Annotated in this window: 13 protein-coding genes and 1 pseudogene; 6 read left to right on the forward strand and 8 right to left on the reverse strand. The window is 70.3% G+C overall.

Annotation, left to right across the window (positions count from 1 at the left end; genetic code table 11):
* Nucleotides 1–3: 3 nt before the first annotated feature.
* The 6 genes from ACWPXE_RS29700 to fliF are packed head-to-tail and all read right to left on the reverse strand — an operon-like array spanning nucleotide 4 to nucleotide 4,945.
* The gene (locus ACWPXE_RS29700) at nucleotides 4–1,032 is read right to left on the reverse strand and encodes a flagellar motor switch protein FliG (RefSeq protein ID WP_014200129.1); all 1,029 of its coding nucleotides are present in this window, start codon (nucleotides 1,030–1,032) and stop codon (nucleotides 4–6) included.
* Nucleotides 1,033–1,041: 9 nt separating this feature from the next.
* Nucleotides 1,042–1,365, reverse strand: a complete 324-nt coding sequence (locus ACWPXE_RS29705; RefSeq protein WP_051658806.1) for a hypothetical protein — start codon at nucleotides 1,363–1,365, stop codon at nucleotides 1,042–1,044.
* Between the two features lie 4 nt (nucleotides 1,366–1,369).
* A complete protein-coding gene (gene fliP, locus ACWPXE_RS29710; RefSeq protein WP_454020706.1) occupies nucleotides 1,370–2,152 on the reverse strand; it encodes a flagellar type III secretion system pore protein FliP in 783 nt (260 codons plus the stop codon).
* A gap of 32 nt (nucleotides 2,153–2,184) precedes the next feature.
* Entirely contained in the window at nucleotides 2,185–2,526 is a 342-nt protein-coding gene (fliN, locus tag ACWPXE_RS29715) for a flagellar motor switch protein FliN (RefSeq protein WP_454020707.1), read from the reverse strand.
* Entirely contained in the window at nucleotides 2,514–3,245 is a 732-nt protein-coding gene (locus tag ACWPXE_RS29720) for a fliH protein (protein WP_454020708.1), read from the reverse strand. Before ACWPXE_RS29720 ends, fliN begins: the two co-directional genes overlap by 13 nt.
* Nucleotides 3,245–4,945, reverse strand: a complete 1,701-nt coding sequence (gene fliF / locus ACWPXE_RS29725) for a flagellar basal-body MS-ring/collar protein FliF (RefSeq protein ID WP_454020709.1) — start codon at nucleotides 4,943–4,945, stop codon at nucleotides 3,245–3,247. The genes ACWPXE_RS29720 and fliF overlap by 1 nt, the downstream gene beginning before the upstream one ends.
* A 187-nt stretch (nucleotides 4,946–5,132) precedes the next feature.
* On the opposite strand from fliF, the gene ACWPXE_RS29730 reads away from it, so the two are divergent.
* The 6 genes from ACWPXE_RS29730 (at nucleotide 5,133) to ACWPXE_RS29755 (ending at nucleotide 10,118) form a co-directional block, all read left to right on the forward strand.
* Nucleotides 5,133–5,633 (forward strand): flagellar basal body-associated FliL family protein, encoded by a 501-nt coding sequence (locus ACWPXE_RS29730; protein ID WP_109139275.1) that lies wholly within the window; start codon nucleotides 5,133–5,135, stop codon nucleotides 5,631–5,633.
* Nucleotides 5,634–5,650: 17 nt separating this feature from the next.
* Nucleotides 5,651–6,757: a flagellar motor switch protein FliM gene (fliM, locus tag ACWPXE_RS29735; RefSeq protein ID WP_454020710.1), complete on the forward strand. Its 1,107-nt coding sequence runs from the start codon at nucleotides 5,651–5,653 to the stop codon at nucleotides 6,755–6,757.
* Nucleotides 6,738–7,382 carry a DUF6468 domain-containing protein gene (locus ACWPXE_RS29740; RefSeq protein ID WP_454020711.1) on the forward strand — a complete coding sequence of 215 codons (645 nt, stop codon included), beginning with the start codon at nucleotides 6,738–6,740 and terminating at the stop codon, nucleotides 7,380–7,382. Before fliM ends, ACWPXE_RS29740 begins: the two co-directional genes overlap by 20 nt.
* A 3-nt stretch (nucleotides 7,383–7,385) precedes the next feature.
* A complete protein-coding gene (locus ACWPXE_RS29745; RefSeq protein ID WP_454020712.1) occupies nucleotides 7,386–8,108 on the forward strand; it encodes a MotE family protein in 723 nt (240 codons plus the stop codon).
* A 279-nt stretch (nucleotides 8,109–8,387) separates the two neighbouring features.
* Nucleotides 8,388–9,455, forward strand: a complete 1,068-nt coding sequence (locus tag ACWPXE_RS29750) for a flagellar hook-length control protein FliK (RefSeq protein ID WP_454020713.1) — start codon at nucleotides 8,388–8,390, stop codon at nucleotides 9,453–9,455.
* 15 nt (nucleotides 9,456–9,470) lie between these two features.
* A complete protein-coding gene (locus ACWPXE_RS29755) occupies nucleotides 9,471–10,118 on the forward strand; it encodes a flagellar hook assembly protein FlgD (RefSeq protein ID WP_454020714.1) in 648 nt (215 codons plus the stop codon).
* Nucleotides 10,119–10,201: 83 nt separating this feature from the next.
* Here ACWPXE_RS29755 and ACWPXE_RS29760 read toward each other — a convergent pair whose 3' ends face one another.
* Nucleotides 10,202–11,374 (reverse strand): calcium-binding protein, encoded by a 1,173-nt coding sequence (locus tag ACWPXE_RS29760; RefSeq protein ID WP_454020977.1) that lies wholly within the window; start codon nucleotides 11,372–11,374, stop codon nucleotides 10,202–10,204.
* A 192-nt stretch (nucleotides 11,375–11,566) separates the two neighbouring features.
* Nucleotides 11,567–13,792 (reverse strand): annotated as a pseudogene (locus tag ACWPXE_RS29765) (Calx-beta domain-containing protein); the annotation flags it as partial.
* Between the last annotated feature and the right edge of the window lie 94 nt (nucleotides 13,793–13,886).

Raw genomic sequence — 13,886 nt, forward strand, 5'->3', positions numbered from 1 at the left:
CCATCAGTAAACGACGGCGTCCGCTTCGTCCGATTGCGGAAGGACGATCGCCCCATCGTCGGCCATGGCCTTGGCGACCTGCACGATCTCCGCCTGAGCCTCGTTCACGTCGCGCATGCGCACCGGCCCCATGTTCTCGATCTCGTCCTGGAGGATCATGCGGGCGCGCTCGGACAGGACGGACAGGAAGTGGTCGCGCTGCAGCGCCTCCGCTCCCTTGAGCGCGATGGCGAGTTGTCCGGTGTCGCAACGCCGTATCACCGCCTGGAGCGACACGCGGTCGAGCCGCAGCAGATCCTCGAAGGTGAACATGAGCTGGCGGATGCGGTGGGTCGAATCCGGCATCACGGCGTCCAGGTCGGTGAAGATGTCCGCCATGGTGTCGCGGTCGATGCGGTTGAAAATGTCGGCCATCCGCTCGTGCGTGTCGGCGCCGTGGGTGCGGGCGTAGTTCGCCATGAACTCGTTGTGCAGGATGGATTCGATGTCCAGCAGCACCTCGCGCTGCACGGATTCGATCTGGATCATCCGCTCGATCACCTCCAGCCGCAGCGCCGGGGCCAGCAGCGGCAGCACCTTGGCCGCGTGGTCGCTGCGCATGCGGGACAGGATGACCGCCGCCGTCTGCGGGTACTCGCCCGCCAGATAGGTGGCGAGCACGGCCTCGTTCACGTTGGACATCTTCTCCCACATGGTGCGGCCCGCCGGGCCGCGGATCTCGCCCATGATCTCCGACACGCGGTCGTCGGGCAGGAAGCGGGAGAGCATGCGCTCCGTGCTGTCGTAGGAGCCGACGACGGAGCCGGTGTTGGCGAAGCGCTCCGTGAAGCTGCGCAGCAGCGCCTCGACGAGGTTGGAGGTGACGTTGCCCAGGCTGGCCATGGCGCGGCTGACCATGCGGATCTCGTCGTCGTCGAGCTTCTCCATCAGGCGCGAGCCGCGTTCCTCGCCCAGCGCCAGGAAGATCACCGCGGTCCTCTCCGACCCGCTCAGGCTCTTGAAATTGTCTCGGATCTTGATCGGCATGCCCATGCTGGCACCTCAGAAGAAGCGGTCGGCGGTCAGGGTGGAGTGGTCGGAGTCGTCATCCCGCTCCAGGGGGCGGTCGCCCTGCAGGCGGTCGTGACGGAAGACGTTCGCCAGAACGCTGCCGGCGACCAGCACCATGCGGTGCGGCACCAGCGGGTTCGGATCGAGCGCGTTCAGGAGGGTGACGACGGCCGTCTCGTCGTCCACCGTGACGCCCCGCCGTCTGGCGAAGGCGGTCACGCTGTCGGCCATCCCCGACGCCCCGGCGGGGGGTGCGGCGGGCGGCGCCGACAGACCGGCGGAGGGAACGGCGGGCAGCAGCCGGGGCTCGGTCATCGCGTCAGATTCCCCCATAGGAGCGGATCAGGCTGTTGGCGATCAGGAACCAGCCGTCGGTCAACACGAAGAAAATGATCTTGAAGGGCAGCGCGATCATCACCGGCGGCAGCATCATCATGCCCATCGCCATCAGCACCGCCGCCACCACCATGTCGATCACCAGGAAGGGCAGGAAGATCAGGAACCCGATCTCGAAGGCACGGCGCAGCTCCGACAACAGGAAGGCCGGGATCAGCACGCGCAGGTCGGCGGTGGCCGCCGTCTTCGGCTGCTCCGCCTCCGGCTTGCCGGTGAAGCCGGCGAAGGCCGACAGGTCCTTGTCCCGCACCTGGGAGGCCATGAAGTTGCGGAAGGGCTCGACCATCCGCTCCAGCCCCTGCTCCTGGGTCACCTGCTCGTTCAGCATGGGGCGCAGCCCATCCTGCCACGCCGTGTCGAAGACCGGCCCCATGATGTGGAAGGTCAGGAACATGGCGAGGCTGATCAGCACCATGTTCGGCGGCGACTGCTGAAGGCCAAGCGCGGAACGCAGCAGCGACAGCACGACGATGATCCGGGTGAAGGAGGTCGCCATGACCAGCAGGCCCGGCGCCACGCTGAGCACCGTCAGCAGGACGATGCCCTGGATGACGCGCCCGGACAGTGACCCGCTCTCCCCCGTGGCGCTGCCGAGCGCGCTGCCGATGGAGGACAGGTCCAGCCCGCTGCCCTGCGCCCAGGCCGCCGCAGGAAGCAGCACGGCGAGGACGAGGGCAAGGGCGGGCGGAAGCAGGCGTCGGATCATGGCGGAGCCCCGTGGATGCGGCACAAGGGGTGTCAATCGATCGCCAGATCGGTGCGCACGATCTCGGTCAGCGTGACGCCCAGCCGCTGGTCCTCGACGATCACCACCTCGCCGCGGGCGACCAGACGGTGGTTCACCAGGACCTCCACCGGCTCGTCCACCTTGCGCTCCAGCTCCACCACGGCGCCGCGGCCGAGCTTCAGGAGCTGAGCCACCAGCATGCTGGTGCGGCCGAGCACCACCTGCACGTCCACCGGGACGTTGTAGATGGCGTTCATCGATCCACCGGCAGTGGCCGCGGCGGGGATGCCGACGGCGTCCTTCTCGGCGGGCTTGGCGTCGTCTTCCAGGACGTCGAGGTTCAGTGGGGCCATGATGCGGTGCTTTCCGTGTCGGTGAAGAGGTCATGTTCGGTGGACAGGGCGGCCAGCGCGCGGTCGCACAGGCCGTCGACCGCGCGCTCCACCGCGGCGGGGTCGTAGCGCAGGCCCCCGGCCTCCCAGGCGGCGTCGAGCCCGCCGGGCGGCAGGGACGGGTCGGCGACGACCTCCAGCGCGCCCTTGAAGCCAAGGGAGTCCGGATCGGCCAGCCGAGCGCGGACGGGCTCCGCCAGATCGGGATGGACACGCAGCCGCAGCCGCGGCGACCCGCCGGCCAGCCGCAAGGCGTCGGTGGCGAGCCGTTCGGTCTCCGCCGCGCCGATCCGCTCCAGCAACGCCGGGGCGAGGCGGCGGACGAGCGCCAGCATCACCGCCGTCCCTTGCGCCTCCACCCCGCGCAACGCGTCGGCGAAGCGGTCGTCCAGCGCGGCCAATTGCTCGTCGAGATGGGAGAGCGCCTGCGCCAGAGCGGCGTCGGTGCGCGCGGCGGCCTCCGCCGCCCCCTCGCGCCTGCCCTGCTCCACCCCCTCGGCGAAGGCGCGGACTTCGGCGCCGTAGACGGCGGCTTGGAGGTGGCGTTCGGAATGGACGATCTCGTCGAGAGGGTCGGTGGGCTCCGGTTCGGGATCGGCCCCGAACTCCGCCGCGGCCTGCGCCGCGGCCTGGGCCGTGCTGTCGAAGCGCTGGTCGAAACGGTAGCGCGGGTAGCCCATCAGACCGCCTCCTCGTAGAGCCAGGAGCGGAGGATGTCGATCGCCTCATCGGGATACTGGTCGACGATGTCGCCCAGTCGGCGAATGGAGGAGGCGCGCACCCGGCCCTCCACCGTGCGCAGCTCGATGAGCTGGTCCATCGTCTCCTCGATGCCCGGCAGGGCCGCGGTTGCCGGCTCGCCCGCGTCGGTGAGCTGGGCCGCCTGCATGGCGGGATCGCCGCCCATGGCCGGACCGGTGAGCTGCGGCATCGCCGCTCCCGCGGCCAGCGCCGGGGCGGCGGCTTCCGCCGCCACCGGCTCCGGCGCCGGGAAGACGCGGCGGATCAGCGGGCGCAGCCCCAGCACGATCAGCAGCCCGCAGAGCACCAGCAGGATCACCCACTGGATCAGCGTCATCACGTTGCGGCTGAGCGTATCGACGATCTCGGCCATCGGCTCGCGGGCGCCCAGCTCGGGGGCGAGGTTGACGAACTCCAGGTTGTCGACGGTGACCCGGTCGCCGCGCGCCTCGCTGAAGCCCATGGCAGAGCGCACAAGCTCGGTGATGCGCTGCAACTCCTCGGGCGAGCGCGCCTCGTAGCTGCGCGTGCCATCCTGCGCCGTCGCCCAGGTGCCGTTGACCAGCACGGCGACGCTGACCCGGCGGATGTCGCCCGGCTCGATCACGGTTTCGCGGGCGACGTTGGAAATCTCGTAATTGACCGTCTCCTCCTGGCGCTTGGAGTCGGAGGAGGAGCGGTTGTTCTGGGACTGGGCGCGGACCTCGCGCTGCGGCAGGTTCTGCTCGGCGGTGACCGGCGGCTCGCCCGTGCTGTCCAGGCTGCGGTCCTGCTCCTGCACCGTCTGGGTGGAGCGGACGACCTGGCTGTTCGGATCGAAGCTCTGGCTGCGCACGACCTCGCGCTTGGTTTCGACGTCGACAGCAACCTGGACGCGAACATTCCCCTGCCCCAGCCGCGCTACCAGCATCTGCTCGATGGCGCGGGAGATGCGCGTCTCGTGCCCGGCGCGCAGCCCGTCGACCTTCGCCGAGGACCGGGCGTCGCCGTCCTCCTCGGTCAGCAGCACCTCGCCGGAGGCGTCGAGCACGGTGACGGCGCTCGGCTTCAGGTTGGGCACGGCAGCGGAGACGAGGTGGCGGATCGACAGCGCCTGCCGCCGCTCCAGCGGCGACCGGCCGCGCATGCGCACCACGATGGATGCGGTCGGGGTGGGGGCGGCGCGCGAGAACTCCTCGCGGTCGGGGAGCACGATGTGGACGCGCGCCGCCTCGATACCGGACAGCGTCTCGATGGTGCGGGCCAGCTCGCCTTCCATGGCGCGCAGCCGGTTCATCCGCTGCATGAAGCTGGTGATGCCCAGCGGCTTGTCGGTGTCGAACAGCTCGTAGCCGATGCCGCCCCGCGACGGCAGGCCCTTCTCGGCCAGCAGCATGCGCAGCCGCGGCACCTCGGCCTCCGGCACCTGGACGGCGGTGCCGTCGAAGGCGGCGGACACCGGCACGCCCATAGCCTCCACCGCCTTGACGATGCGCCCGGCCTCCGCCGGTTCCAGCCCGGTGTAGAGCGGCGTCATGTGCGGCCGCGACAGCAGAACCGCCATGGTGGCGACCGCCAGGACGATGCCGACACCCGTGCCGGCCAGCACCAGAAGGCGCGTGCGCCCAAGCGTCCGCAGATTGTCGATCAGTCCCGTCACGACACCCGCACCTTTAAAGTTTCCGAAAAGCGGGGACCGTAATGTTCACCCCGTGAGCCTTCACAACCTACCGGGATGACTTTTAAGCGGAGTAAAAGCCGCGAAGATAGACCGGAAGGAAGTCGCTAAAACTTGATCGTTTAAAACAGTCTCTCAAATTTTCGGTATTTTGGAGGCGCCGGCCGCGATGAATACAGATGCTGGAAAGGCAAGGACGGGAACGCCGGGCCGGCAGCGGATGTACGTCATCGTGCTGCCGCTGGCCCGGCTGGCGCTGGGTGCGGCCGCCCTGTGCGGCGTCGCCGCGGCCGGGTTCGGCGGCTACTGGATGGCCGTCGGGCCGGACGGGGTGGCGCGGCTGTTCGAGGGCACGCCCATCGCCGAACCGGCCCAGGCGACTCTCGACATGCCGGAGCTGCTGGTGAACCTGCGCCCCGACACGCCGTCGCGCTTCATGAAGATCGGGGTGACGCTGGCGCTGGCGCCCAAGGACCGCGGCCGGGTGGAGCAGGCGATGCCCCATCTCGTCAACGCCCAGCAGGAGTTCCTGCGCAACATCGACCAGCACGACCTGCGCGGCTCCGCCGGTCTGCTGCGGCTGCGCGAGGAGTTGCGCCGCCGCTTCAACCTGATCCTTGGCCCGGACACGGTGTCCGACGTCCTGCTGCGCAGCCTTCTCACCCAATAGCCGACCCAGAGGAACGGATGAGCACTCCCATCGACACGGACGACGGCAGCGGCGAAAACGGCGCCACCGGGGACGATCTCGACTGGGGCCTGGACGCCGCCTCCGGTGAGTCCGAGGCCGCCGCCCTGATGGCCGACACCAAGGAGCTGAGCCAGGAGGAGATCGACCGCCTGCTGAACTTTGCCGTCGGACCGCAGACGGAATCCGCCGGCCAGACCCGCGCCATTGAGCGGCTGATCAGCACGACGACGGTCAACAAGGACCGGCTGCCGATGCTGGACGTGGTCTTCGACCGCATGGTCCGGCTGCTCAACACGTCGCTGCGCCAGTTCTCCTCGACCAGCGTGGAGGCCAGCCTGCTGCGCATCGACTGGCTGCGCTACAACGAGTTCCTCGACACCATCGAGCTTCCGGCCCTGGTCGGCGTCGCGCGGGCGGAGCAGTGGGACAACCACATCGTCGTGTCGGTCGACAGCGCGCTGATCTACTGCATGATGGACGTGCTGCTGGGCGGACGGCGCAGCCGCGCCCGGCGCATCGACGGGCGCACCTACACCTCCATCGAGCGCAAGATCACCGAGCGGCTGATCCGGGTCATCCTCCAGGATCTCAGCCAGTCCTTCGACCCGATCACGCCCATCGACTTCACCTTCGACCGGCTGGAGACGAACCCGCAATTCGCCACCATCACCCGCGCCACCAACGCGGTGATCCGCGTGCGCATCGCGGTGGAGGTGGAGCGCCGCGTCGGCCACGCCGAGGTGGTCATCCCCTACGCCACGCTGGAACCGGTGCGCGGCAAGCTGGTGCAGACCTTCATGGGTGAGAAGTTCGGCCACGACACGGTGTGGGAAAGCCACCTGAAGGCCGAGCTGATGCGCGCCAAGCTGGACCTCGTCGCGGTGCTGCAGCAGACGCAGGTCTCGCTGGGCGAGGTGCTGAACTGGGAAAAGGGCACCTCGCTGAAGCTGCGCATCGACCCCGACGCGCCGGTGGTGCTGCAGAGCAAGACCACCCCCCTCTTCGCCGGCCACATGGGCCAGCGCAACGGCAACATCTCCGTCAAGATCGACACCGACCTGGAGACCAAGCAGGAGCTGATCGATGGTCTCATTCCTCATTGACGCCGTTCTGGCGGTCATGCTCGTCACCGCCACGGTGTTCCTGGTGATCGTCAACAAGCGGCTGAAGGTGATGCGCTCCAGCCAGGCCGAGATCGGCGCGCTGATCGGCACCTTCTCCAAGACCATCGACGAGACGGAGGCCTCGGTGCAGCGGCTGGTCGCCGCCGCGACGGAGGCCTCGGCCAAGCTGTCCGATGGGCTCGACCGCGCCAAGGGCGTGACCGAGGAGGCGGCGCTGGTGCTCGGCTCCTGCGAGCGGGCGTCCAAGCGCATCGAGGCGTCCGTGCAGGAGGCCCGCGCCCTGGTCCGCCGGCTGGAGGACGGCCCGGCGCCGCGCCCGCGGCCCCGCCCGGTCCCGCCGCCCGCGGCCGTCCCCGCCACCGTCACGGAACCGGTGCCCGCCCCCGCGCCGGACAGCGACGCGCCGGAGGACGAGGATGGCTTCCGCCCGATGCGCGTCGCCGCCCTGGCCGGGGCCGCCGCACGTCCTGTGGAGGAGCCGCTGGCCGCCCCGGAGGCCGCCACTGAGGCCGCTCCCGAATCCATCGTGGACACCGGCGGCGCGCGGCAGCAGGCCGCCAACGCCTTCTACGCCCGGCTGCGGGCCATCGGACCGGAGCGCTGAGCCATGCTGCGCGTACTTCCCATCACGCTGGTGGCGATCCTGATGGTGCTGCCGCTCAAGCTCGGCTCGCTGATGGAAGGGCTGCCGGTGGTTGCCCAGCAGTTCGACCGCGAGTTCGGCAAGCATGAGCGCCCCTGGGCCAAGGACCTGAAGGGCGGCGCGGAGTCCTCCTCCCTGGACGCCCCGCCAGCGCCGGCCCCCGCTCTGGCCGCGCTGCCGATGACCGCGGCGGCTTCGCCCGCGGACGCCGCCCTGCCCGCGGCGAGTTGCACCGACCCGGCCCTGCGCGCTGCCATCGCGGAGCAGAAGGCCGACGTGACCGCCCGCACCCGCCATCTCGGCGAGGCGGAGGCGGTGCTGGCCGCCGCCGAGACCCGCGCCACCTCCCAGATCCAGAAGCTGAGCGCCATCAAGCGCGACGTGGAGGCGCTGATGCAGCAGCGCTCAAACCTCCAGGCAGAGGATCTGAAGCGCATGGTGACGATCTACGAGACGATGAAGCCGCGCGACGCCGCGCGCATCTTCAACGACCTGGAAACCGACATCATCATCGACGTGCTGGACCGCATGGCCGAGCGCCGCTCCGCCCCGATCATCGCGGAGCTGGAGGACGGCAAGGCGCGCGAGGTCACCCGCCTCGTCCTGCAACGCCGCGCCCTGCCCGGCGACCGCCCGCCGCCGCCCGCCCCGCTGCCCGTCCGCCTGATGCAGACGCCGACGAACTGAACCCGGTCGCGGTTCTCTCACCAAGAGACATCATGCCCAGCCTTCCCGACGTCATCGCCGCTCCACCGCCCCGCCCCGCCCGTTCTACGGAGGGAACGGCGGCGCCGTCCCCGGCACGCCGGGCGAGCCCGAGGCGTCCGGCACGCCCTTCGCCGACCTGCTGGACGATGCGGCGGGGCAAAGCGACGCCGATGCGGACGGTGACCAAGCGGACTCCCCGCCCCAACCGGCGGCGCGCCGGCCGGCGCCGACGCCGCCCTGGCGGCGCTCCTGCCGCTGTTGACCGCTCCGCCGCCCGCCACGGCGCCCGGCATCGCGGCGACCGGGGACTTGCCGGAGTTCGTGCCTTCGACCGATGGCCTGCCGGTGGTGCCACCCGTCACGACTCCCCCGGCGGAAACCGCCGCGACGCCCCAGCCGCCGGTTCCGTCCCAACCCGGTTCGCCGCCGCCAACCGCGTCGCTGCCCATGGCTCCCACCATCGCGGCGATCCCGAATACCAGACCGGACACCGGGGCGGACGGGACGCCGCCGCAGGCCACGACCGACTCCGCGGCACCCGCCATCTCGTCCGTTGCCCTGCCGGCTTCCGGGGCCAAACCGGACTCAGCCCCGCTGTTCCAAGCCAAGGACCCCGCGACGCCCGCCAAGGGCGACGCAACGCAAACCCCATCCCCCCAGCTTCAGCAGGCGATGGCCCAGGCGGGCGGCAACGCCGCGTCCAACGGCGGCACCGGCCAGAATCCGGGGCAAGGACAGGGACAAGGCCGCGGCAACCCGACCGGACCGGAAGCCTTGTCGGGCCTGTCCTCCCCGGCGGACCCCGTCGGCGCGGCGCCGCTGCCTTCCGCCCTCGCCCCGCCGGCGGCCCACGCGGCGGCCCACTACGCGGCGCATCCCGGCGAGAGCGCCGCGGCGCGGCTGCCCGCTGCCCAGGTGGCCGGCCAGCTGGTGCGCGTCGTCGAGGCGGGCGGCGGCGAGTTCCACATCGACCTGAAACCGGAGGAGCTTGGCCCCGTCCGCGTCGTCGCCGAGCTGAGCGGCGCCCGCGTCAACCTGCATGTCCAGGCCGAAAGCCCGGAAACGCTGGCCCTGCTGCGCCGGGACATCCATCACTTGGAACGCGCCCTGTCCGACGCCGGGTTCGAGCTGGACGGCGGCACCCTGAACTTCTCGCTGCGCGGCGACGGCGAGCCGCGCGGCTTCGCCTTCTCCGGCCAGGGCGACGGAACGGGGGGGCGCCAGGACGGCCCCGGACGGGCTTTCCGCCTCGCCGATTCCTCCGGCGCCCTGCCGCCCGAACGCGCCGCCCGCCCCATCGACGGCCTCGTCGACATCTCCGTCTAGCCGCAAGGACCCGCCATGACCACGACCGCGGCCACCAACACGGCCACCACTCCCCCCGCCGCCGCCAAGAAGCAGACGGTGGATTACGAGGCGTTCCTGAAGCTGCTGACCGCGCAGCTGCGCAATCAGGACCCGCTGTCACCCATGGACGCCACACAGTTCATGACGCAGCTCGCCCAGCTCTCCACCGTGGAGCAGGGCGTGCGGACGAACGAGACGCTGGGGCAGGTTCTGGACACGCTGAAGAACAGCGGCATGCGGCTGGACATGGCCTATCTGGGCCGCAAGGTGGAGGCCGCGTCGGACCGCATCAGCCTGTCGGAGGGCAAGGCGGAAATGGCCTACGCCATCGATGGGGCTGCCGCATCGGTGAAGATCGAGGTGGTGAACGACGCCGGGCAGGTGATCTACAGCGCCCCGGGCAGCCCGAAGACGGGCCGGCAGACCTTCACCTGGGACGGCAAGCGCAGCGACGGCGCCACCGCCGCGGACGGCACCTACCTCGTGCGCGTGACGGCGAAGGACAAGGCCGGCACGTCGCTGACCACCGCCACCGTGACGACCGACACGGTGAAGGAGGTGCGCAGCGTCGACGGCGAGACGCAGTTCGTCCTGAAGGGCGGCGCCACGGTGAAGGGCACGGACATCCTGTCCGCGTCCTGACGGTTTCACCGGATTGATCCGATGGTGGAAACGGCGTGCGGGCCGGCGGGGGAGAACTGTTTCCCCGCCGGCCCGCGGCCTTTTTACGAGAACCAGGAGTCGGTGACGCCGGTCAGGCCGACCACGGTGACGGTGCTCTTGTCGGACAGGGTGAAGACGGTGTTCTTGCCGACGGTATGGGCGCTCGCCTTGATGTCCGCGATGCTGATGCCGGCGATCGCGAAGCCGAGGATGTCCTCGTCCGGGTTGAACTCGAACACATAGTCGTTCCCGCCGCCGAGCGTGAAGGCGAAGATGTCCTTCCCCGCACCGCCGATCAGCCAGTCGTCACCGCCGAAGCCCCAGAGCACGTCGTCACCGGCACCGCCGAACAGCGTGTCGTTGCCGTCCTCGCCGACCAGGGCGTCGTTGCCCTCGCCACCGTCGATCAGGTCGTCGCCGGCACCGCCGCCGATCAGGTCGGCCCCGGCACCGCCGAGGATGGAGTCCTTGCCGTCCCCGCCCACGATGGTGTCGTTGCCCGCGTCGCCGGTCAGCAGGTCGTCGCCGTTCATGCCGAACAGCACGTCGTTGCCCTCGCCGCCGATGGCGGTGTCGTTGCCGTCCTCGCCCATCAGCCAGTCGTTGCCGGCGTCGCCGCTGAGCAGGTCGTTGCCGTTGCCGCCGCCGACCACGTCGTCGTCGCCGCCGCCCATCACGGTGTCGTCGTCGTCGCCGCCGTGCAGGGTGTCGTTGCCCGCGTCGCCGGCCAGCAGGTCGCGCCCGGTGGTGCTGACCACCACGTCGTTGCCACCGCCGCCGCGGGTGGTGTCGTCCCCCGGACCGAGGTTGATGGTCTGGGCGCTGTCGTCGCCGATGGTCAGGCTGCTGCCCTCCCCGCCGGTGAATGTGCCCTGGCCGACCAGCACCGCGAAGTCCACCCGATTGAGAACGACCGAACCGCCGGCGTTGCTGCCCATGTTGATGATGAGCGCCTCGCGCGGGGCCTCAAAGTCCGCACTGCCGGTGATGGTGACCGGTCCCGAACCCGTCGGGGTCAAAGTGCGCAGCGTCATCGCACCGCCGCCGCCGGCGAAGGCCGCCACCTCGTTCCGGATCGCCGTGGTCTGGCTGTCCGGCAGGAGGGCGGCGAGCATGCCGGCGAAGACACCGGCCATCTGGCCGCTCTGTACCGTGGATTGCGGACCGTAGGCGGTGAGGCTCCCGCCCGCCGACACGTTCGCCTGGAGGAGCGTGCCGCTCAGCCAGCCCTGCATCAGCGAAATGGTCACGCCATCCCGGCTGCCGGCCGGCACAGGCTGGGCAAGGCCCGTCTGGACGAAGGGAACGTCGATGCCCGCAGGGGCACTGCCGCTTCGGGTCTGAACGACGACGCCGTTCACCGTCTCATCGCCCACGGGCTTGGTACCGCTGTTGAGGCTGATGACCCCCACATCGTCGTTGCGGATGGTGCCGGTCGCCGTGGCCGTCCCGATCGTGCCGCCGCTGGCGTTCGACAGCGTGACCGTCAAGGTCTCGTCGGCCTCGACCTCCCGATCGCCCTGGACGTTGACGGTGATCCGGGCGGTCTGCTCGCCCGCCGCGAAGGTGACCGTACCCTGCGGCAGGGCGTTCCCGGCAAAGTCAGCGGCGTTGACCGCGGAGGCACCGCTGCCCGCCACCGCGTAGGACGCGGTGGTGGAGCCGGAAGTGTCGCCCGTGCGGGTGACCAGGAAGGTCAAGGCCGTCGTGCCGTCATTGCCCTCCGCGGCGCTGCCGGTTTCCGCCGCGATGGACAGCGATGGCGGCGGCGGAGCGCCGTTCTTGATGACGCCCGTCGCCACCGCAGTGCCGAGGGTGGCGCCGTTCGGGTTGGAGAGCGTGACCGTAAAGGTCTCGTCCGCTTCGTTCAGGGCGTCCGTCGCGATGGCGATTTCCACCGTCTTCGTCGTCTCACCGGCCGCGAGGCTGATGACACCCGTCGGGAAGGCGTTGCCCAGGAAATCCGCTGCGGACGCCGGGCTCGGCCCGCTGCCGGCCACCGTGTAGGTGACGCTGACCGGGTCGAGCGCGTTGTCGCTGCGGGTGATGGTGAACGTCGCCTTGGCGTTCGTCCCTTCCTGCACGATGGCCGACGCCGCCGCGATGTCCAGACGGGGAGTCAGCGCGCCGTCGTCGTTCTCGATCGTCACCGTCGCCCGCGGCGCCGCGATCACCGCCTGGGTAGGGGCACCGGACTGTTGAGACAGGGTGACGGCGAAGGTCTCGTCGGCCTCCGCCACCGCGTCGCCGGCCACCGCGACGGTGATCGTCGCGGAGGTCTGGCCGGCGGCCAGCGTCACCGTCCCGCTGGGAAGCTGCCCGCCGAAGTCCAAGGCGTCCGTCGCCCACGTGCCGAAGCCCGTCACCGCGAAGTCGAGCACCAGATCGGCGCTGGAGTCGCCCGTCCGGTAGACGTCGAAGACGACGTTCGTGCTGCCGCTGTTGCGCTCCGTCACCGTGGCGGTGCGGGCCGCGATGGTGATCACCGGGGCGGCGGCGGGCGTGTTCGACGTGGAGGACTGCTGCGTCGGAGCGTTGGTCTGCGTGGCGCCCTTCAGGAAGCTGGCGTCGCCGGTCAGCGCCACGTCGAGCAGGGCCGCCTGTCGCAGCGCCGGATCGGTGATGCCGGCGGCGTCCAGCAGAGCCTCCGCCCGCTCGCGCAGCGCCGCCGGCAGCGAGTCGACCGACAGCACCTGCCGCGGGAAGCTGCGGTCGGTGTAGGTCGCCGTCGTCTCGCCCTGGCCATAATCAAACAGCGAGGTCTGCTGCGACACCCGCCAACCGTCCGCGTAGCTGCCGTACAGGACCGCATAGTCGATGGGCTGCGACAGCACCGTGCCGTCGGCCAGCGCCAGATCGTTGGAGGCGTCACCGTCGAGATTGCCCATCAGGCCCTCGATCGACCCCGCCGCACGGCTCGGCGACAGATAGAGCTGAAGGTCGACGCGGTCGGCCTCGACCGTGACGATGAGCTGCTCCTGGTTCGAATAGACGATGGTGTAGACGTTGCCGGAGCGGAAGATGTGCCCGTCACCGACGGCGAGCGAGCCGGTGGAGTCCGGGATGTCGGTCGCCACCCCGTCGATGCGCAGCGGATGGGCGGAGTCCTTCGCGTTGATGGACACCCGGACCGACCCGATCTTCGTCGCCACCGCCGTGTTGATCGACACCGCGTCGCCCAGCGCCGCGGTGCGGAGCTGAACGATCCGCTCGTCGCCCGACTTGGCGTTGACGTAGGTGAACTCGCCGACCGCCTGGAAGCTGTAATAGAAGCCGTCGAAGGTCACCAGATGCGGGTCGCCCCAGTTGGCGCCCGGACGGAAGCCCGGCGGCAGCGGCGGCGCCTGGTTGTCGTCGTTCAGGACGGTGCCGGTTGCCTGACGGTTGCCCAGCTTGATGTTCGACCCGTCCGCCGGGGTGGTCAAAGTCACCGCGAAGGTCTCGTTCGCCTCCGCCACGGTGTCGCCCAGCACGTCCACCGAGATGGTCTTGCTGGTCTCGCCCGCCGCGAAGGTGACCGTGCCGTCATAGGGCAGGAAGCCGCCCGCCAAATCCCCGGCGCCGACCGGGTTGCTGCCCGTGCCGGCCACCGTGTAGCCGACCGACACCACGCCGGTCGTGTCGCCGGAGCGGGTGACCGTGAAGGTGAAGCGGGTGGTCCCGCTGTTGCCTTCCGCCTTGGACAGCTGGCCCGGTTCGATGGCGACGACCGCCGGCAGGACGTTCGACGCCGTGCCGCCGGTCATC

This window comes from Azospirillum sp. Marseille-Q6669 (genome assembly GCF_965111635.1).

Coding starts and splice junctions, on each gene's coding strand:
- ACWPXE_RS29700 (WP_014200129.1), bottom strand. CDS start 1,032: ATGGGCATGCCGATCAAGATCCGAGACAATTTCAAGAGCCTGAGCGGG.
- ACWPXE_RS29705 (WP_051658806.1), bottom strand. CDS start 1,365: ATGACCGAGCCCCGGCTGCTGCCCGCCGTTCCCTCCGCCGGTCTGTCG.
- fliP (WP_454020706.1), bottom strand. CDS start 2,152: ATGATCCGACGCCTGCTTCCGCCCGCCCTTGCCCTCGTCCTCGCCGTG.
- fliN (WP_454020707.1), bottom strand. CDS start 2,526: ATGGCCCCACTGAACCTCGACGTCCTGGAAGACGACGCCAAGCCCGCC.
- ACWPXE_RS29720 (WP_454020708.1), bottom strand. CDS start 3,245: ATGGGCTACCCGCGCTACCGTTTCGACCAGCGCTTCGACAGCACGGCC.
- ACWPXE_RS29730 (WP_109139275.1), top strand. CDS start 5,133: ATGAATACAGATGCTGGAAAGGCAAGGACGGGAACGCCGGGCCGGCAG.
- fliM (WP_454020710.1), top strand. CDS start 5,651: ATGAGCACTCCCATCGACACGGACGACGGCAGCGGCGAAAACGGCGCC.
- ACWPXE_RS29740 (WP_454020711.1), top strand. CDS start 6,738: ATGGTCTCATTCCTCATTGACGCCGTTCTGGCGGTCATGCTCGTCACC.
- ACWPXE_RS29745 (WP_454020712.1), top strand. CDS start 7,386: ATGCTGCGCGTACTTCCCATCACGCTGGTGGCGATCCTGATGGTGCTG.
- ACWPXE_RS29755 (WP_454020714.1), top strand. CDS start 9,471: ATGACCACGACCGCGGCCACCAACACGGCCACCACTCCCCCCGCCGCC.
- ACWPXE_RS29760 (WP_454020977.1), bottom strand. CDS start 11,374: ATGCAGGGCTGGCTGAGCGGCACGCTCCTCCAGGCGAACGTGTCGGCG.